This is a genomic window from Streptomyces sp. NPDC101151 (assembly GCF_044768335.1).
Taxonomy (GTDB): domain Bacteria; phylum Actinomycetota; class Actinomycetes; order Streptomycetales; family Streptomycetaceae; genus Streptomyces.
This window is the reverse complement of record NZ_JBIWPP010000002.1, coordinates 343,708-362,936: the sequence shown is the minus strand read 5'-3', so window position 1 is coordinate 362,936 and position 19,229 is coordinate 343,708. Positions and strand designations below refer to the sequence as shown.

The following is a 19,229-nucleotide window of genomic DNA, read 5'->3' as shown; positions in this document are numbered from 1 at the left end:
CCGGCTGAGGGAGTGCTCAGAACAGCAGGCCGGCGGCGGTCGGGGCCCACTGCGACTGGTCGACCGTCGCCGTGTTGCACGCGGCGTAGCGCGAGTGCGGCGCGAGGGTGAGGCCGAGGACGGCACCGTTGGACCACGGGGCGATGCAGCGACCGTCGATCACCGCGCCGTTGACGACGGCAACGCCCTGCTGCTGGCCGTTGACGACGACCGGAGACGACGAAAAGCCGCCACCACCGGTGACGTTGGTGGTGTTGTCGTCGGCCGCAGCGGTGCCGGCGGCCGCGAGGACGATGCCCGCGGCCAGGGCGGTGAGAGCCGTTACCTTGTTACGCATGAGATGCGCCTTTCGGGTTGGGAGGGGCGGGTCGGGCAGATACTTCTGCCCTGCTCCGAATCGGATCGGAGCAGCAGGGAGGTCAGAACAGCAGACCGGCCAGGGTCTCGGCATGCTGCGACTGGTCGACCTTCTCCGTGTTGCACGCGGCGTAGCGCGAGCTCTTCGTGATGGTGCCGGCGATGACGGCGGCACCGTTGGACCACGGCGCGACGCAGCGGAGATCGACGAGCGTGCCGTTCTCGACGAGAACGCCCTGCTGCTGGCCGTTCACGACGACCGGGGAGGACGAGAAACCGCCACCGCCCTTGACGGTCGTGCAGTTGTCGGCCGCGGCGGTGCCGCCGGCCGCCAGGACGATACCTGCCGCGACGGCGGAGATGGCCGTAACCTTGTTACGCATGAGTTGGCCTTTCCGGACTGCGTTTAGAGGGGGTTTACCTGCTCGGAATTACGAGGCAGGAGTCACATGAGCAGGCCGCTCGCGGTCGGAGCGTTCTGCGACTGGTCGACCAGCGCCGTGTTGCAGGCGGCGTAGCGCGAGTGCGGCGCGAGAGTGAGGGCGAGGACGGCACCGTTGGACCACGGCGCGACGCAGCGACCATCGACCAGCGTGCCGTTGACGACGAGAACGCCCTGCTGCTGGCCGTTCACGACGACCGTGGACGACGAAAAGCCGTCACCGCCAGTGGCGTTGGTTGTGTTCGAGTGGGCTGAGGCAACGCCGGCGCTGCCGCAGACGGCACCAAGGGCGACTGCAGTGAGGACCGCGAACTTCCTGGACAACTCGGTTCCTTCCTGAATTCACGGTAGGGCACGCTTACATAGCAAGAAACCGAAATATGCGGTGGAAAGTCACGCTGACACCTTCCTCGGGCGACGGATTCCATCGGATGGCGGAACGTCACCGCACACCACAGGCAAACCCGGCTGCGTCTCTCATTCACGGCGCTGAAATCGGACCGGGCCGTACACGGTCGAAGTGCACGCCGACATGCGTCCGGCCCACTGGCAAGGAGGGGTCCAGTGGGCCGGACAGGCTAAAGGCGGTTTCCCGGCACGGGCATCGGGCGGGTACGGAGTGGGCGCGCGAAGCCGCCGGTCCGGATCCAGCCGCTGAGCCTGCGCCTTCGAGGCAGCGGACGTGGGTCGGACGAGGGCCGCCATCGGCCGGAGCTGTCCCGCGACACCGGGACATCGGTCTCCGGCCGCCGAGAACCGGATCAGAGTGTCAGAATTCCGCGCCCACCGCTGTCTGGCGAACAGAGCGGGGCATAAAACTGCTAAAAGCAGCGGGAACGTCGAGTCTTTCGCCGTACGTCGACGTCCTGCCTTTCGACGTTACTGGCCGTTGAACAGGCTGCCGAGTCCGGCGCTGGTCGGCCCGTTCAGCGGGTGGACCTGAACGGCGCCGGTTCCGACCGGGTTCTTCACGGGAATTGCGGGCTTCTTGGCACTGTCGGCGCCCATACCGTCCAGGTATACGCCGGAAAGCCTCGCCGCCTTGTTCTTGCCGGTGACCGTCGACGCCTGCTGCTCGTCGAACGCACTGCCCTTGGTGATGTTGCCATTGCGGGCCACCCGCATCACGGTGTCGGCCGCGGGCACGATCGCCGGAGTCACCTCGGTCTGGGACACGAGGCCGAGCGGACCGGTTTCATGGGCAGGCTTTGCGGCGGCCGACGCCGCGACGGCAGAGCCACCCACAAGACCCGCGCCGATGGCCAACGCCGCAGTTGTAAAAACTGCCTTCTTCATGATTCACCTCACTTGAAAGTTACCTCTGATCCGACAGATGGAGAACATAGCAGTCCGCAGTCGGCTCAAAGCGATGCACTACTCCATACGCATGAATACCAAGGAGTGAAGAAGCGCATTGCCGAGTTTTCTCCAGAGGGATTCACATCTGGTCGGCGAATCGATTGATCGTATGGTGCGTCAAGCGGGAAACGGTCGAATGCTCGAATGAAAGGGAAATGGCGAACGCACCCTCGCACCTCCGTCGCCGGACATGCCCTACGACACCACGTCCTTGCGGGCGAAACCCCGGAAGGCCAGGGCGAACAGCAGGAGGGCGTACGTGAGGGAGATCGCCGTGCCCTGGATCATGCCGGACCACTCCGGGTGCGGCTGGACCGCGTCGGCCCAGGCGAACTGCCAGTGCGCGGGCAGGAAGTCGCGCCAGTGGTCCAGGGCGGTGACCGCGTCCAGGACGTTGCCGACGATGGTCAGGCCGACCGCTCCGCCGACCGCGCCGAGCGGGGCGTCCGTCCTGGTCGACAGCCAGAACGCCAGTCCGGCGGTGACCAGTTGGGACACGAAGATGTACGCCACGACGACCACGAGCCGCTGTGCCGCCGTACCCGGGTCGAGTGCGCCGCCGGTGGGGATCTGCAGCGGACCCCAGCCGTAGGCGGCGGTGCCGACCGCGAGGGCCACGACCGGCAGCAGCACCATGGCGGCGAGGCTCAGCCCGAGCCCCACGGCGAGCTTGGACCACAGCAGCCGGGCCCGGGGCACGGGCGCGGCGAGCAGATAGCGCAGCGAGGACCAGCCGGCCTCCGAGGCGACGGTGTCCCCGCAGAACAGGGCCACCGGGATCACCAGGAGGAAGCCCGCCGAGACGAACAGGTTGACCGCGGCGAAGTTGGCGCCGGACGCGGTGGCCGTGTCCATCAGGGTGACCTGGCCGTTGCGTCCGGCCGGGTCGCCGCCGATGGCGAAGGCGATGAGCAGCACGAACGGCAGGACGGCGAGGATCCCGCCCATGACCAGCGTGCGGCGCCGCTTGAGCTGGCGGACCAGCTCCACGCGCAGGGGCAGGGTGCGGCCCGCGCGGTAGCCGGAGGCGACCTCGACGGGCTCGGTGAGCGCGCTCATGCGGAACCTCCGATCAGGGTGAGGAAGGCGTCTTCCAGGCGCCGGTGGGGGCCGACCGAGGCGACGGGGACCTCCAGGCGCACCAGCTCCACGACCAGGCTCTCGGCCGTGCCGCCGGGTTCGAGGCGGACCAGCAGTCCGTCCGCGACGCGTACGGCCGAGGCGACGCCGGGCAGCGCGGCCACCTTCTCCACGACCGGCTCCTCCACGGCCGTGCCGGTGCCGACCAGGAGGGTGTCGCCGGAGCCCACTATGTCCTGCACCGGCCCGGCCTGGATCAGCCGGCCGCGGTCCATCACCACCAGGTGGGTGCAGGACTGTTCGACCTCGGCGAGGAGATGGCTGGAGACGATCACCGTGCGGCCGCCGGCCGCGTAGCGGATCATCACCTCGCGCATCTCGCGGATCTGGGGCGGGTCGAGACCGTTGGTGGGCTCGTCCAGGATGAGCAGGTCGGGCAGGCCGAGCATGGCCTGGGCGATGGCCAGGCGCTGGCGCATGCCCTGGGAGTAGGTGCGCACCGCGCGGGCGAGGGCGTCGCCGAGTCCGGCGATCTCCAGGGCCTCGTGCAGGTGCGCGTCCTCGGGCGGGCGGCCGGTGGCCCGCCAGTACAGCTCCAGGTTCTCCCGGCCGGACAGGTGCGGCAGGAAGCCCGCGCCCTCCACGAAGGCGCCGACCCTCGACAGCACGGGCGCGCCGGGGCGGATGGCGTGGCCGAAGACGCGGATCTCGCCGCCGTCCGGTCCGATCAGGCCCATCAGCATGCGCAGCGTGGTGGTCTTGCCCGCGCCGTTGGGCCCGAGCAGGCCGAGGACCTGGCCCTTCTCGACGCGGAAGGACAGCTCGCGGACCGCGTACCGGTCGGCGGACCTGGCGTACCTCTTGCTCAGGTCCGTTATCTGCAGCGGGACTTCGGCGAGTGCCGGGTCGGGCGCGGGGGCGGCGGTGCGGCGGCGGCCGGTGAACAGCAGGGCGAGCGCGCCCACGGCTCCGGCCAGGGGCAGCCACCACACCCAGGCGGGCAGAGGGGCCGCCGCGGTGGTGACCGCGGGGACCGTCGGCACGCTCAGGCCTCCCCGGAGGGAGACGGTGTACGTGGCCGGGGCGACCGGTGAGGCGTAGCCGAGGTCGGTGGAGGCCAGGACCAGGCGGAGCCGGTGGCCCTTCTGGACCTCGTGGTCGATCGCCGGGAGGGTGATCCTGACGTCCTTGCCGGTCTTGGCGCCGGTGACGCGCAGGGGTGCGACGAGCTGGGCGGGCAGCACCTGCTGGGTGCCGCCGGGGCCGACGTCGTAGACCTTGCCGAACAGGACGGCGTCCGCGGAGGTGGAGGTGACGTGGGCGGTCACGGTCGGCGAGCCGGTGATCCTGAGGTCGGTGGCGACCGGTGCCGAGTCGAACTTCGCGTACTGGCCGGGGAAGTCGAGGGCGACGCCGACGCCGAGCGCGGACAGCTGGGCGAGGCCGCCGGAGCCGCCGGGGCCGGGCAGGGCGGAGACGCCGGGCGGGCCGGCGCCCGCGGGATTGGCGAAGTGCCGCTCGCCGCCGGTCAGGGCGACGGTGCGCCGGTGGTCCTGCAGACCGGGGTAGGCGTCGGCGCTCGCGCCGCGCAGCCGGGCGGCCCCGTCGGTGGAGTCGAGGCCTCCCGTGCGGGTGATCCGGAAGGCGGGGCCGGTGTCGGCGGACCTGTCGCCCTTGAGGTAGCGGTCGAACCAGGCCTGCACCCGCCCCTGCACCCGGCCGCTCTCCAGGTCGCCGCCGTCGTGCCCGCCCGCGATCCAGTCGACGTCGACCGGGGCGCCGTTCGCCCGGATCGCCTTCTCGGCCGCGTCGGACTGGGCGAGGGTGAACAGGGAGTCGGTCTGCCCCTGCACCAGCAGTGTGGGCACCTTGATGCGGTGGGCGACCGCGGACGGCGAGCGCTCCTCCAGCAGCTCACGGGCGGCCGCGTCCGGGGTGCCGGACTCGGCGACCCGGTCGTACATCCGGCACAGGGCGGGCTCGAACCGGGCGCAGCCGCCCCCGGTGTTGAAGAAGATGCCGGCCCACAGCTTCTTGAACACGCCGTTCGGGAACAGGGCGTCGGCGAGGTTCCAGTAGGTGATGGCCGGGGCGATGGCGTCGACGCGGTGGTCGTATCCGGCTGCGAGCAGGGAGATCGCGCCGCCGTAGGAGCCGCCGGCCACGCCCACGCGCGGGTCGCCCGCCTTGTCGAGGCGGACCCGGGGCTGCTCCGCCAGCCAGTCGATGAGCCGCGAGACGTCGGCGACCTCGTGCTTCGGGTCGTTCAGCCCGATCTTCCCGGTCGACTTCCCGAAGCCGCGCGCGGACCAGGTCAGCACCGCGTATCCGTCGCGGGCGAGGTCCTCGGCCTGCTGCCGTACGTCGTCCTTGCTGCCGCCGAAGCCGTGCCCCAGCAGGACGGCGGGGCGGCGGCCCGCGGTGGTGCCGGTGAAGTAGGAGGTGTCCAGACGGGTCCCGTCGGCCATGGTCATGACCCGGTCGGTCCGGTGCACCCCCGGTGCGTCGTCGGAGGCGACGGCCGACCATGTGCCGGCGCCGGCGAGCACCACGACGGCGGCCGCGGCGGCCATCAGCCGGCGCGGCCCCTTCAGCAGCCCTCGCAGCGCGGGCACTCGAAGATCCATGCCTCAACGGTACGGGCCGCCGCCGACAACGGATGCGGCCGCCGGGCTGAACCCCGGCCCCTCCCTGGGGAGTACGGGCCTCCCGCCGCGTACTTCGGACGCGGTACGACAAGCCCCGCCGTTACGGCATGCGGGTCGGGGGCGGCGCCGGGAACGACGTCGCCCCTGCCGCGTGACGCAGTGCGGGCGGCAAGGACGACGGGACGTGCGCGGGGGGTGGTGCGGGACTTTCGCCGGCCGTCAGGCCTGCGCGTCGTCCGGGATCGACACCAGCCAGCGGGTGTCGCGGCGCGGGCGGAGGTAGAAGACCCAGTAGAGGGTGGCGACCGCGGTGATGCCGCCGGTCCACAGCAGGTAGCTGGCCTCCTGCTGGCTCAGGATGTAGCCGAGGACCACGATCAGCAGGACCGGCATCGCGGGCCACAGCGGCATCCGCCAAGCCGGCGTGTGCTTGTGGGAGCCGCGGCGGGACAGCAGGGCGGCGACCGCGACCAGCAGGTACATGCCGGTCACCGAGACGCCCGTGACGCCGTACAGGGTGTCCAGATTGACGAAGCAGAGCAGCGCGCCGGGGACGCCGACCGCGAGCGTGGCGACCCACGGGGAGCCGAAGCGGCCGAGCTTGGAGAAGACGCGGTTGACCGGCTCGGGCCAGGCCTTGTCGCGGGCGGAGGCGAACAGGACGCGGGAGTTCTGGATGACCATGACGATGCCCGCGTTGATGATCGCGAGGGCCACGCAGAGGCTCACGAAGGTGCCGACCGCGGAGTTGGACCAGGCGGTGACCATGGAGCTGATGTCGCCGCCGGTCAGCTCCTTGAGGTCGGAGGCGCCCATGGTGATGGCGGCGACCGGGACCAGGATGATCACGGTGGAGATGGCGAGGGTGGCGAGCACCGTGCGGGCGACGTTGCGGCGCGGGTTCTCCAGCTCCTCGGAGAGGTAGACGGCGGTGGAGAAGCCCTGGGTGACGAAGAGGGCGATGGCGAGCCCGGAGACGACCAGCATGGCGGTCACGGTGTCCGTGTGACCGTTCCCGCCGGCCACCTGCATCGAGACCAGGCTGCCGGCCCCGCGGTGGCCGTGGGTGAAGCCCAGGAGGGCGACGACACCGGCGGCGATGACCTCCAGGACCAGGAAGATGCCGGTGATCCACGCGTTGGCGCGCAGATCGAGCAGGCCGGCGAGGGTGGCGAGCAGCATCACGCCGGCGCCGGTCATCGACGGGTCGAGGTGCACGATCGGGGCGAGGTAGTCCGCGGTGCCCATCGCGATGACGGGCGGCACGATCATGACGACCAGCAGGGACAGCACGAAGACGAGCCAGCCCGCGAGCCGCCCGGCCATCGTCGACACCATGGCGTACTCGCCGCCCGCGCTGGGGATGAGGGTGCCCAGCTCGGAGTAGCAGAACGCCACGGCGATGCAGAGGAGGGAGCCGATGGCGATCGTCAGGGCGGTGGCGGTGCCGAGGGAGCCGAACAGGTCGGGGACGACCACGAAGAGCGTGGAGGCGGGCGTGACGCACGAGAGCGTCAGCAGGGTGCCGCCGACGACGCCGATGGAACGCTTGAGCTTCTGCGGGCCGTCGGGGGCCACGGAAGCGTCGAGTACGGCTGTCTCGACAGGGCGGAGCGTGTCGGTCATGCGGCGGTTCCGATCGACTCGTGCGACTGAGGGTGGGGGTCGGGAGCGCTATCGCCTCCGGCGGCTCGTCGTACGTTGGTCTCGTCCGCTCCCGGCGCTGCATAGAACCCCGACGAAAACCGCCGCGTCAATGGCCGTTTACCTTCGGAATCCGTACTCCCGGCATGACCTAGACGGCATCACTTTCACAGGCAGTGACACCCTGTAGGCGCATCCATCAAGCCCCAGCGGAACATGACCTTGCTTTCAAAGGTCATCTGCCCGTAACTCCTTAGCCATCCGATTCATCCCGCTAGAACGAGAATCGCAGCCAGGGCGTCAAAAAAATGTCAGGCCGTCCGGAATCCGGAAGGCCTGACGGGGGGCCTGGAACGGCCCTCGGGTCACCTTCAGTGGTTGCGCGGGAAGCCGAGGTCCACGCCCGCCGGGGCGTCGGCCGGGTCGGGCCAGCGGGTGGTGACGACCTTGCCGCGGGTGTAGAAGTGCGTGCCGTCGTTGCCGTAGATGTGGTGGTCGCCGAAGAGCGAGTCCTTCCAGCCGCCGAAGGAGTGGTAGCCCACCGGCACCGGGATCGGGACGTTCACGCCGACCATGCCGGCCTCGATCTCCAGCTGGAAGCGGCGGGCGGCGCCGCCGTCGCGGGTGAAGATCGCGGTGCCGTTGCCGAACGGCGAGGCGTTGATGAGGGCCACGCCCTCGTCGTAGGTGTCCACGCGCAGCACGCACAGCACCGGGCCGAAGATCTCGTCCTGGTAGGCCTTGGCGCTGGTCGGCACCTTGTCCAGCAGCGAGATGCCGATCCAGTGGCCGTCCTCGTAGCCCTCGACGGTGTAGCCGGTGCCGTCGAGCACGACCTCGGAGCCCTCGGCCGCGGCGCCCTCGACGTAGGAGGCCACCTTGTCGCGGTGGACCTTCGTGATGAGCGGGCCCATCTCGGAGGCCGGGTCGTCGCCGGGGCCGATCTTGATCTTCTCGGCGCGCTCGCGGATCTTGTCGACCAGCTCGTCGCCGATGGAGCCGACCGCGACCACGGCGGAGATGGCCATGCAGCGCTCGCCGGCCGAGCCGTAGGCGGCGCTCACGGCCGCGTCCGCCGCCGCGTCCAGGTCGGCGTCCGGCAGCACCAGCATGTGGTTCTTGGCACCGCCCAGCGCCTGCACGCGCTTGCCGTTGGCGGAGGCGGTGGTGTGGATGTAGCGGGCGATCGGGGTCGAGCCGACGAACGAGACGGCCTTGACGTCCGGGTGCTCCAGCAGGCGGTCGACAGCCACCTTGTCGCCGTGCAAGACGTTGAAGACACCGTCGGGCAGACCGGCCTCGGCGAGCAGCTCGGCGATCTTGACGGCGGCCGACGGGTCCTTCTCGCTCGGCTTGAGGACGAAGGTGTTGCCGGTCGCGATGGCGATCGGGAACATCCACATCGGGACCATCGCCGGGAAGTTGAACGGCGTGATGCCCGCGACGACGCCGAGCGGCTGGCGGATCGCGGCCACGTCGACACCGGTGGCGACCTGCGTGGACAGCTCGCCCTTGAGCTGGACGTTGATACCGCAGGCCAGGTCGACGATCTCCAGGCCGCGGGCCACCTCGCCGAGCGCGTCGGAGTGCACCTTGCCGTGCTCGGCGGTGATCAGCTCCGCGATCGCGTCCCGGTTGGCGTCCAGCAGTGCCCGGAACCTGAAGAGGATCGAGGTGCGCTGGGCCAGCGAGGACCGGCCCCAGGTCGCGAAGGCGTCCTTGGCCGCCGCGACCGCCGCGTCGACCTCCTCCACGGAGGCGAAGGCGACCTTGGTGGTGACCGCGCCGGTCGCCGGGTCCGTGACCGGCCCGTACGTACCCGACGCGCCTTCGACGGTCTTGCCGCCGATCCAGTGGTTGACGATCTTCGTCATGCCCAGAAACTCCTTCTCACAGATGGCGGCGTCGGGTCGAGACGTGCCGTTCGTACAGCTCACGCGCCTTGACCGCGGACGATCGGGTCGCGGTCTCGGCCACAGGAACATCCCACCAGGCCTGCGCCGGAGGCGCGCCCGACACAGTGTCGGACGTTTCGGTCTCCACGTAGACACATGTGGCAGTGTCGGCGGCCCGTGCCTCGGCGAGCGCCGTGCGCAGGTCCCGTACGGTCTTCGCGCGCAGCACGCGCATGCCGAGGCTGGCCGCGTTGGCGGCGAGGTCGACGGGCAGCGGGGCGCCGGTGAAGGTGCCGTCGTCCGAGGTGAAGCGGTAGGCGGTGCCGAACCGCTCGCCGCCCACGGCCTCCGAGAGACCGCCGATCGAGGCGTACCCGTGGTTCTGCACGAGGAGCATCTTGATCGCGATGCCCTCCTGCACGGCGGTCACGATCTCCGTCGGCATCATCAGGTACGTGCCGTCGCCGACCAGCGCCCACACGTTGCGCTCCGGCGCGGCGAGCTTCACGCCGATCGCGGCCGGGATCTCGTAGCCCATGCAGGAGTAGCCGTACTCCAGGTGGTACTGGTCGTACGACCGCGCACGCCACAGCTTGTGCAGGTCGCCGGGGAGCGAGCCGGCCGCGTTGATGATGATGTCGGACTCGTCCACCAGGGCGTCGAGGGCGCCGATGACCTGCAGCTGGGTCGGCCTGATGTCCGGCTCGTCCGCCTCGAAGCAGGCGTCGACGCGCTGCTCCCAGCGCTCCTTGTCCTCGGTGTACTCGGCGACGTAGGAGTCGGTGGCCCGGTGCTCGTGCATCACCAGCGCCTCGGTCAGCTCGCCCAGGCCGCTGCGGGCGTCCGCGATCAGCGGCAGCCCGGACAGCTTGTGGCCGTCGAAGGGCGCGATGTTGAGGTTCAGGAACCGGACGCCCGGATGCGCGAAAAGAGTGCCGGACGCGGTCGTGAAGTCGGTGTAGCGGGTGCCGACGCCGATCACCAGGTCGGCGGTGCGGGCCAGCTCGTCGGCGGTGGCGGTGCCGGTGTGGCCGATGCCGCCGACGTCCTGCGGGTGGTCGTGGCGCAGGGAGCCCTTGCCGGCCTGTGTGGAGGCGACCGGCATCCGGGTGGCCTCCGCGAACTCGGCGAGGGCCTCCTCGGCGCGGCTGTGGTGGACTCCGCCGCCCGCGACGACGAGCGGCCGTTGTGCCGCCCGGACCGCCCGGACGGCCTCGGCGAGTTCGGTGGGGTCCGCGCCCGGCCGGCGTACGGTCCACACGCGCTCGGCGAAGAACTCCTCCGGCCAGTCGTACGCCTCGGCCTGCACGTCCTGCGGCAGCGCGAGGGTGACCGCGCCGGTCTCCACCGGGTCGGTGAGGACGCGCATGGCCTGCAGGGCGCTCGGGATCAGGGCCTCCGGCCGGGTGATCCGGTCGAAGTACCTCGACACCGGGCGCAGGGTGTCGTTGACCGACACATCGCCCGCGTACGGCACCTCCAGCTGCTGCAGGACCGGGTCCGCGGGGCGGGTGGCGAAGACGTCGCCCGGCAGCAGCAGGACGGGAAGGTGGTTGATGGTGGCCAGCGCGGCGCCGGTGACCAGGTTGGTCGCGCCCGGGCCGATGGAGCTGGTCACCGCATGCGTGGACAGGCGGTTCGACTGGCGGGCGTAGCCGACCGCCGCGTGCACCATGGACTGCTCGTTGCGGCCCTGGTGGTACGGCATGACGTCCGCGTACTCGATCAGCGCCTGGCCGAGGCCGGCCACGTTGCCGTGCCCGAAAATGCCCCAGGTGGCGCCGATCAGCCGCTGCCGCTGCCCGTCCCGCTCCGTGTACTGGGCGGCGAGGAAACGGACGAGCGCCTGCGCGACCGTGAGCCTCGTCGAGGTCTGCGTCATCGGTACCCCCCTGTGCTTTCTACGTGGTCCGGGTGGAAGCAGATCCGCCACTCCCGCGTCGCGCCGGGCCCGGCCATGACGTTCAGGTAGTACATGGCGTGGCCGGGCTGGGCGATCGACGGGCCGTGCCATCCGTCGGGGACGAGGACGGCGTCGCCGGAGCGGACCTCGGCGAGGACGTCGGATCCGCCCTCGCGCGAGGGGAACACGCGCTGATAGCCGAATCCGTTCGGGCCGTCGATCTCGAAGTAGTAGATCTCCTCCAGCTCGGACTCCGCGCCCGGCCGGTGCTCGTCGTGCTTGTGCGGCGGGTACGAGGACCAGTTGCCGCCGGGGGTGATCACCTCGACGGCGATCAGCTTGTCGCAGGCGAAGGCGTCGGCCGAGGCGAAGTTGCGCACGAGGCGGGCGCAGTTGCCGCTGCCGCGCTCCTCGACGGGGACCTCCGGCGCGGGGCCGTAGCGGGCGGGGAGTCGTCGCTCGCACTTCGCTCCTGCCAGGGCGAAGCGGCCTCCCGCGCCGGAGGCGATCAGGACCTGGGTGTCCCGGGGTGCGTAGGCGAAGTCGGAGACATCCGCGAACACGCTTTCCCGGCCCAGGAGTTGGAATTCATTGTCCTCAATTTGTACGGTACATCCGCCTTCCAGCGGAAGCACGATCCATTCACTGTCTCCCGTGGTGAACGTATGCGTACCGCCCGGTGACAACTCCACGATGCGCAGGCTGCTGTGCGTCCATCCGGCCCGCTTCGGGTCGATGTCGACGGCGTACTGGGCGTTCGCGGTGGCGCCCTGGGGCAGGTGCAGGTCGGTGCTGGTCATGCGGCCCTCACAGCAGTCCTACGGCGGTGTCCACGGCGGCGGCCACATCGCCGTCCGCCGGGTACAGCAGCGAGCGGCCGACCACCAGGCCGCGCACGGTGGGGAGTTGGAGCGCTCCGCGCCACTTCTCGTACGCGGCCACCTGCTCCTCGGGAGAGTCGCCGATGTCTCCGCCGAGCAGCACGGCCGGCAGGGTCGAGGTCTCCATGACCCGGGCCATGTCGTCGGGGTTCTCGGTGACCGGCACCTTCAGCCAGGTGTAGGCGGAGGAGCCGCCGAGGCCCGAGGCGATGGCGATGGACTTGGTGACCGCGTCGGCGCTCAGGTCGTTGCTGAGCCGTCCGTCGGGGCCGCGCCGGCTGATGAACGGCTCCACGAAGACCGGGAGCCGGTGCGCGGCCATCGCGTCGATGGCGCGGGCGGTGGACTCCAGGGTGGCCAGGGACCCCGGGTCGGCGTAGTCGATGCGCAGCAGCAGCTTGCCGGCGTCGAAGCCGAGGCGCTGGATGTCCTCGGGGCGGTGGCCGGTGAAGCGGTCGTCCAGCTCGAAGCTGGCGCCCTGCAGTCCGCCGCGGTTCATGGAGCCCATGACGACCTTGTGGTCGAGGGCGCCGAGCAGGAGCAGGTCGTCCAGGATGTCGGCGGTGGCGAGCACCCCGTCGACGCCCGGCCGCGACAGCGCGAGACACAGGCGTTCCAGCAGGTCGGCCCGGTTGGCCATGGCGAGCTTGCGGTCGCCTACACCGAGCGCGCCGCGGGCCGGGTGGTCGGCGGCGACGATCATCAGCCGGCCGGCCTCGTTCAGCAGCGGGCGGCGGGCCCGGCGGGCCGCGGCCTCGGCGATGGCCTCGGGGTGGTGGGTGCGGGTGTGGACCAGCGCGGAGACGTCCACGCGGGCCTTCCGGGTGCTGTCCCCGCCCTCGGTATGGGTGCCTGCCACCCTGCCCGCCCTCACAGCACCGCTCCGGCCTCGAGCGCGGCCGCCACCTCGTCCGGGGTGGGCATCGCGGAGGAGCACTCCAGGCGGGAGGCGACGATGGCGCCGGCCGCGTTGGCATACCGCATGATCGTCTCCAGATCCCAGCCCTCCAGCAGGCCGTGGCAGAGGGCGCCGCCGAAGGCGTCACCGGCGCCGAGTCCGTTGAGGACGCCGACCGGAAGCGGCGGCACCTCGGCGGACTCGCCCTCGCTGTTCACGGCGAGGACGCCCTTGGGTCCCTGCTTGACCACGGCGATCTCGACCCCGGCGGCCAGCAGGGCGCGGGCCGCCGCATGGGGTTCGCGCACCCCGGTGGCGACCTCCACCTCGTCCAGGTTGCCGACGGCCACCGTGGTGTGCCGCAGGGCCTCCGCGTAGAAGGGGCGGGCTGCGTCCGGCCCGCGGCGGGATCCGCTGACGTCACTGCCCCAGAACATGGGCCGCCAGTCGAGGTCGAAGACCGTCGTGCCGGACTTCGCACGGTGGGCGAGGGCCGCGAGGGTCGCCGTACGGCTGGGCTCCTCGCTCAGGCCGGTGCCGGTGACCCAGAAGATACGGGCGCCCCGGATGGCGTCCAGGTCCAGGTCGTGGGCGTCGATCTCCAGGTCCGGCGCCTTGGGCTGCCGGTAGAAGTACAGCGGGAAGTCGTCCGGCGGGAAGACCTCGCAGAAGGTGACCGGCGTCGGCAGCCCGGCGACCGGGGTGACCCAGCGGTCGTCCACGCCGAAGCCGCGCAGGGCCTCGTGCAGATAGGTGCCGAACGGGTCGTCGCCGGTGCGGGTGATCACGGCGGTCCGCCGGCCCAGCCGGGCCGCGGCCACCGCCACGTTCGTCGCCGACCCGCCGAGGAACTTGCCGAAGGACGACACCTGGGCGAGCGGGACACCGGTTTGCAGCGGGTAGAGGTCCACTCCGATCCGCCCCATGGTGATGAGGTCGTACGCCATCGGCTTCCCTTCGTCACGGCTCTCCCCGGTTTTCTAGTCCTCCGCACGAGCCCTGTCAATGTTTTGTCCAGACATTCGGACGATACCTTGAGAACGCTTTCCATGACACGTCGTGCCGACGGCGCCGACGCGCTTGTCGCCCGCCTGCGGCCGCGGTCGGTCACGGCGTCCCCACACCGTAGGTTTTCGGCCGGATACGGACCGTCGCGCGGCGCGCCCGCCCGGGACCGCTGCCTGCGTCACGCACGCGGCCCGGACGCTCGGTCTCCGAGCGAAACCATCGGTCCCCACGCGAAACCAGCGGGCACCCGCAGCCCCGATAGCCGCCGGATAGCGACCCCGTAGCGGCTCCGGTTCGCCTCGATAGAGGGGCAGGGGAGATTGGTTCTCGCCAAGAACACACCACGGAAACGGTGAGGACTCTGATGACGCTCGAAACCCAACTCCGGCCGGCCGCGAGGGAGGTGACGTCCCCGGATGCCGCCGTGCTCAGCACGGTCGTCAAGCGCTTCACCACTGCCAAGGGTGAGGAGTTCACCGCCGTGAACGGGCTGGATCTGCGGATCCGGCGCGGCGAGATCGTGGCGTTCCTCGGGCCGAACGGCGCCGGCAAGACGACCACCATCGACATGCTGCTCGGACTGACCCGGCCCGACTCCGGACACGTGGAACTCTTCGGCCAGACCCCGCAGCAGGCGGTGCGCACCGGCCGGGTCGCCGCCGTCCTGCAGTCCGGGGGGCTCCTGCCCGACCTGACGGTGGAGGCCACGGTGCGCATGCTCGGCTCGCTGCATCCCGCCGCCGACGCCGAGCAGGTGATCGCCCGGGCCGGACTGACCGCGCTGCGCGACCGGCGGGTCGCCGAGTGCTCCGGCGGTGAGCAGCAGCGGCTGCGGTTCGCCGTCGCGCTGCTGTCGGACCCCGACTTCCTGGTCCTGGACGAGCCGACGGCCGGCATGGACGTCGTCGCCCGCCGGGAGTTCTGGGCGACCGTCCGCGAGGACGCCGAGCGCGGCATGACCGTCATGTTCGCCACCCACTACATGGAGGAGGCCGACCAGTTCGCCGACCGCGTCGTGCTGATCGACCAGGGACGGATCGTCGCCGACGGCTCCGCCTCGTCGATCCGCGCCGCCACCAGCGGACGCACCGTCTCGGCCCTGATCAGCCCGCATGACGCACAGACGGTGGCGGCCTCCCACGCCGTCCGCTCCTGCGCGGCCCGCGGCGACCGGCACTACTTCGACACCACCGACTCCGACGCCCTGCTGCGGCTGCTGGTCAACCAGACGTCGGCCACCGAGATCGAGGTCGCCCCGCGCAGCCTCGAAGAAGCCTTCGTGGCCATCACGAACCAGGGCCGCACCGGCCAGGAGGGCCTCCGATGACCACCCTGACCGCAGCGGCCGCACCCGCCCGCCCCCGCACCTCGGCCTTCGGCGGCGTGAACCCCACCTTCATCCGCTACGAGCTGCGGCGACGGTTCAACCGCCAGACCACCATCTTCACCCTCCTGCTGCCGGCCGTCCTCTACCTCGCCCTGTTCCGCACCGCCCCGTCGCACGGGACGCTGCCGCACGGGAACTTCGCCGCCTGGATGATGATCGGCCTCGCGGTGTACGGCGCCGCCATGGCCGCCACCAGCTCCGCCGCCACCATCTCCGTCGAGCGGTCCGCCGGCTGGATGCGCACGATCGCGCTGAGCCCGCTGGCCCCGCCCGGATATCTGCTGGTCAAGGTGTTGTGCTCGGTCGTGATGGCCGCCGTGCCCGTGGCCATCGTCGGGGTCCTCGGTGTCGTCACCGGAGCGCACGCCGACGCCGAGGTGTGGGTGACGTCCCTGCTCGTCGCCTGGGTCGGCGCCGCGGTGTTCGCCGCGCTCGGCATCTTCCTCGGGCTCGCCCTCAAGCCCGAGGTCGTGATGCACATGCCGGGCCTGACGATGACCGCGCTGGCCTTCCTCGGCAACCTGTTCATCCCGCTCAGCGGGACCATGCTGGAGATCTCCCGGTACACGCCGATGTACGGCGTGTCGACGCTGGCCCGCTACTCCCTCACCGAGGGCTACACCTTCAGCGGTGAGCACTCCAGTCTGAGCGGCGCCGTGATCAACATCGTCGCCTGGTTCGCCGCCTTCTCCTTCATGGCGGTCCGCCGCTTCGCCAGGAGCACGGGCCGCAACTAGGGCCCGTCCGGCGGATCGTGCCGGACCCCGGGGCCCGGCCGGCCGCGCCCGCCGCAGGTCCGGCCGCGACCGGCCCTGCGCGGCTCAGCCGCCCGGCCGGGATCCGGCCGCATCGCACCCGCCCGGGCCGGCCCGGACACGAGCCCGCCGCCCGCACCACTCGTACCGACCGCCTCCCGGCGACCTGATCGCACCGACAGGCCCCGTGCCGCGCGATGGGTACTCGACACGAAAGGGGGATAGAACAAATGTTCGCAATAATCGCACCGGGCCAGGGTTCCCAGACCCCCGGCATGCTGGCCGGCTGGCTGCGCGACCCGGTGCACGCCGAGCGTGTACGGGCCTGGTCCGAGGCCGCCGACGTGGACCTGGTCCACCTGGGCACCCGGGCCTCGGCCGCGGAGATCGCCCGCACCGAGAACACCCAGCCCCTGCTGGTCGCCCAAGGACTGCTGGCCCACGAGGAACTGGCCCCGGCGGCGGCCGATCGGACCGCGGTCGTGGCCGGCCACTCCGTCGGCGAGCTGACCGCGGCCGGGTACGCCGGGGTCCTCGCACCCTCCGACGCCGTGCGGCTCGCCGCGGTCCGTGGCCGCGCCATGGCCGCCGCCTGCGCCGAGGCACCCACCTCGATGGCGGCCGTGGTCGGCGGCGAGAAGGCGGCGGTACTCGCCCGCATCGCAGAACTCGGTCTGACCGCGGCCACGTTCAACGGCCCCGGCCAGATCGTCGCCGCGGGGCTCGCGGACGACCTGGAGCAGCTGACCGCCGCTCCGCCGCCCGCGGCGACCGTCAAACCGCTGCAGGTCGCCGGAGCCTTCCACACCGCGTACATGGAATCGGCGCGGCAGACGTTCGCCGCAGCGGCCGCCGCGGTCCCCTTCCGGCGGCCCCGCGCGCTCCTGCTCTCCAACGCCGACGGCGAGGTCCTCACCGCGCCCGAGGCGATCCGCGACCGTCTCGTCGACCAGGTGGTCCGTCCGGTGCGCTGGGACCTGTGCCTGCTGAGCCTGGCCCGGCTGGAGCCCGGCCTGACGGTGTCCCTGCCGCCCGCCAAGACCCTCGCGAGCATCCTGCGGCGCCAGCACCCCGAACTCGCGGTCCTCCCGGTCAACTCCGCCCGGGACATCGGCAAGGTGCACGCCCGGCTCGCCCCCGCCACCACGGACCCGGAGAGGGAGGCCGTCCATGCTGGTGTCTGACCTCTTCACACGCAGCCGCGCCGAGCGCGGCGACCACCCGGCCGTCATCGACTCCGAAGGCCCCCTCGGCTACGCCGACCTCGGCGTGGCCGTGGACCGGGCGGCCGGCTGGCTGCGCGGCCAGGGCGTCGGCGCCGGAGAGCGGGTCGTCCACGCCGGTGGCAACGACCGCTCCTTCCTCGCCCTCTTCTACGCCACCCTGCGCATCGGCGCCGTCTTCGTCCCCGTCCATCCGGACCTGACGGACCTGCAGCTCGGGCACATCATCGAGGACTGCTCCGCCGCCCTGGCGATCTGCTCCCCCGGGGCGGGCGAGCGGGCCCGGCACACCGCCGAGCCCGTCCGGGCCTGGCAGGAGATCCAGCAGACCCCCGCCGACGACTTCGCGGCCGACGTCCCCGACGACGCCGTGGCGATGCTGATCTACACCTCCGGCACCACGGGCCGCCCCAAGGGCGTGGTCTGCCCGCACCGGCAGATGCTGGCCGCCGTCGACGCCGTCAACGCCCGCCTCGGCTACCGCGCCGACGACGTGGTGCTGTGCCGGCTGCCCCTCTCCTTCGACTACGGGCTCTACCAGGCCCTGTTCTGCGCGCTCACCGGCGGCACGCTCGTCCTCGCCGAACGCGCCGGGGACCGCGGCCTGTTGAAGGTCATCGAGCAGTACGGCGTGACCGTGGTCCCGCTCGTGCCCTCCCTCGCCCAGATCCTCACCCTGCTCCAGAGCACGCTGCGCCGCCCCACCCGGGTCCGTCTGTTCACCAACACCGGCGCCCGTCCCGGCCGGGCCGTCATGGCCGAGCTGCTGGAAGCCTTCCCCGGATCGGTCTTCGCCTCGATGTACGGCATGACCGAGTGCAAGCGCATCTCCGTCCTGGACCCGGCCGAGTACGCCGCCCACCCCGACTCGGTCGGCCCGCCCATCCCCGGCGACCACGTCCGGATCGCCGATGACGACGGACGCGGCCTCGAACCCCGTCAGGTCGGCGAGATCGTCGTCCACGGCGCCACCGTGATGGCCGGCTACTGGGGCATCCCGCTGGAGCGGCAGCAGCGCTTCGTCCGGCGCGCCGACGGCACGCTCGAACTGCGCACCGGCGACCAGGGCTACCTGGACGAGGACGGCCGGCTCTACTTCGTCGGCCGCAACGACGACATGATCAAGCGGCGCGGCATCCGGCTCGGCCTGACCGAGATCGAGGACGCCGTCGAGCGGATCCCCGGGGTGAGGGCGGCGGTGGCGCTGCGGCCCGAGCCCGACGACGGCCCGCTGCACCTGGCGGTGCAGGGAACGCTCACCGCCGAGGAGATCCGCGCCCAGCTGGCGCTGCGGCTCGACCGGGCCCGGCGGCCCGACCGGATCACCCTCATCGACACGGTGCCCCTGACCGCGAACGGCAAGCCGGACCGCGCGGCCGCCGCCCGCCTGGTCGAAGCGCATGACCGCGCCCAGGACACCGCCACCTCCCCGCATTCCGCACCGACGACCCCGACGAGGACCAGCCATGAACCAGTCGCCGTCTGACCAGCCGACCCAGTCGCAGTTCGACCAGCTCGTCGAGCGGATCTGCGCCGTCCCGGTCACCGACCCGGAGACCCCGCTCGTCGACCTCGGCGTGGACTCCCTCCACACCATCGCCCTGGTGATGGCGGTCGAGGAGCAGTACGGGATCGAGATCGACCCCGAGGTGATCGGGGACCCCGCGCTCACCTCCTCCGCCGGGCTGTGGCGCTCCGTGCACGACCAACTGGCCGCCGGCCTGCCGGCCAGAGCCGGGAGCTGACCGC

The 19,229-nt window shown here is 71.4% G+C and carries 17 protein-coding genes; 5 read left to right on the top strand and 12 right to left on the bottom strand.

From position 1 onward, the window contains the following. Positions 1 to 16 precede the first annotated feature (16 nt). The 12 genes from ACIRU3_RS04725 to iolC form a co-directional block, all read right to left on the bottom strand. A complete protein-coding gene (locus ACIRU3_RS04725; RefSeq protein ID WP_404051322.1) occupies positions 17 to 337 on the bottom strand; it encodes a hypothetical protein in 321 nt (106 codons plus the stop codon). 82 nt (positions 338 to 419) lie between these two features. Beyond that, positions 420 to 740: a hypothetical protein gene (locus ACIRU3_RS04720; RefSeq protein ID WP_404051320.1), complete on the bottom strand. Its 321-nt coding sequence runs from the start codon at positions 738 to 740 to the stop codon at positions 420 to 422. A 62-nt stretch (positions 741 to 802) separates the two neighbouring features. Next, positions 803 to 1,123, bottom strand: a complete 321-nt coding sequence (locus tag ACIRU3_RS04715) for a hypothetical protein (protein WP_404051317.1) — start codon at positions 1,121 to 1,123, stop codon at positions 803 to 805. 555 nt (positions 1,124 to 1,678) lie between these two features. Beyond that, entirely contained in the window at positions 1,679 to 2,095 is a 417-nt protein-coding gene (locus ACIRU3_RS04710) for a hypothetical protein (protein ID WP_404051314.1), read from the bottom strand. 258 nt (positions 2,096 to 2,353) lie between these two features. Then, entirely contained in the window at positions 2,354 to 3,217 is an 864-nt protein-coding gene (locus ACIRU3_RS04705) for an ABC transporter permease (RefSeq protein ID WP_404051313.1), read from the bottom strand. Then, the gene (locus tag ACIRU3_RS04700; protein WP_404051310.1) at positions 3,214 to 5,865 is read right to left on the bottom strand and encodes a CocE/NonD family hydrolase; all 2,652 of its coding nucleotides are present in this window, start codon (positions 5,863 to 5,865) and stop codon (positions 3,214 to 3,216) included. Before ACIRU3_RS04700 ends, ACIRU3_RS04705 begins: the two co-directional genes overlap by 4 nt. Before the next feature lie 240 nt (positions 5,866 to 6,105). After that, complete coding sequence (locus ACIRU3_RS04695) at positions 6,106 to 7,512, bottom strand: APC family permease (protein ID WP_404051308.1); 1,407 nt, start codon at positions 7,510 to 7,512, stop codon at positions 6,106 to 6,108. 389 nt (positions 7,513 to 7,901) lie between these two features. Continuing rightward, the gene (gene mmsA / locus ACIRU3_RS04690; RefSeq protein WP_404051305.1) at positions 7,902 to 9,404 is read right to left on the bottom strand and encodes a CoA-acylating methylmalonate-semialdehyde dehydrogenase; all 1,503 of its coding nucleotides are present in this window, start codon (positions 9,402 to 9,404) and stop codon (positions 7,902 to 7,904) included. A 16-nt stretch (positions 9,405 to 9,420) separates the two neighbouring features. After that, positions 9,421 to 11,307 carry a 3D-(3,5/4)-trihydroxycyclohexane-1,2-dione acylhydrolase (decyclizing) gene (gene iolD / locus ACIRU3_RS04685; RefSeq protein ID WP_404051303.1) on the bottom strand — a complete coding sequence of 629 codons (1,887 nt, stop codon included), beginning with the start codon at positions 11,305 to 11,307 and terminating at the stop codon, positions 9,421 to 9,423. Continuing rightward, the gene (gene iolB / locus ACIRU3_RS04680; RefSeq protein WP_404051301.1) at positions 11,304 to 12,128 is read right to left on the bottom strand and encodes a 5-deoxy-glucuronate isomerase; all 825 of its coding nucleotides are present in this window, start codon (positions 12,126 to 12,128) and stop codon (positions 11,304 to 11,306) included. Before iolB ends, iolD begins: the two co-directional genes overlap by 4 nt. A gap of 7 nt (positions 12,129 to 12,135) precedes the next feature. Beyond that, positions 12,136 to 13,068, bottom strand: a complete 933-nt coding sequence (locus ACIRU3_RS04675; protein ID WP_404051298.1) for a deoxyribose-phosphate aldolase — start codon at positions 13,066 to 13,068, stop codon at positions 12,136 to 12,138. Positions 13,069 to 13,079: 11 nt separating this feature from the next. Continuing rightward, positions 13,080 to 14,054 (bottom strand): 5-dehydro-2-deoxygluconokinase, encoded by a 975-nt coding sequence (iolC, locus tag ACIRU3_RS04670; RefSeq protein WP_404051296.1) that lies wholly within the window; start codon positions 14,052 to 14,054, stop codon positions 13,080 to 13,082. Positions 14,055 to 14,479: 425 nt separating this feature from the next. Here iolC and ACIRU3_RS04665 point away from each other — a divergent pair, with 425 nt between their 5' ends. The 5 genes from ACIRU3_RS04665 (at position 14,480) to ACIRU3_RS04645 (ending at position 19,225) form a co-directional block, all read left to right on the top strand. Further along, positions 14,480 to 15,442, top strand: a complete 963-nt coding sequence (locus ACIRU3_RS04665; protein ID WP_404051293.1) for an ABC transporter ATP-binding protein — start codon at positions 14,480 to 14,482, stop codon at positions 15,440 to 15,442. Then, positions 15,439 to 16,239: an ABC transporter permease gene (locus ACIRU3_RS04660; RefSeq protein WP_404051290.1), complete on the top strand. Its 801-nt coding sequence runs from the start codon at positions 15,439 to 15,441 to the stop codon at positions 16,237 to 16,239. The genes ACIRU3_RS04665 and ACIRU3_RS04660 overlap by 4 nt, the downstream gene beginning before the upstream one ends. A gap of 248 nt (positions 16,240 to 16,487) precedes the next feature. Next, positions 16,488 to 17,441, top strand: a complete 954-nt coding sequence (locus tag ACIRU3_RS04655) for an ACP S-malonyltransferase (protein WP_404051288.1) — start codon at positions 16,488 to 16,490, stop codon at positions 17,439 to 17,441. Then, positions 17,428 to 18,966 carry a class I adenylate-forming enzyme family protein gene (locus tag ACIRU3_RS04650; RefSeq protein ID WP_404051286.1) on the top strand — a complete coding sequence of 513 codons (1,539 nt, stop codon included), beginning with the start codon at positions 17,428 to 17,430 and terminating at the stop codon, positions 18,964 to 18,966. The genes ACIRU3_RS04655 and ACIRU3_RS04650 overlap by 14 nt, the downstream gene beginning before the upstream one ends. Continuing rightward, positions 18,947 to 19,225 carry an acyl carrier protein gene (locus ACIRU3_RS04645; RefSeq protein WP_404051283.1) on the top strand — a complete coding sequence of 93 codons (279 nt, stop codon included), beginning with the start codon at positions 18,947 to 18,949 and terminating at the stop codon, positions 19,223 to 19,225. The genes ACIRU3_RS04650 and ACIRU3_RS04645 overlap by 20 nt, the downstream gene beginning before the upstream one ends. Positions 19,226 to 19,229: the final 4 nt, after the last annotated feature.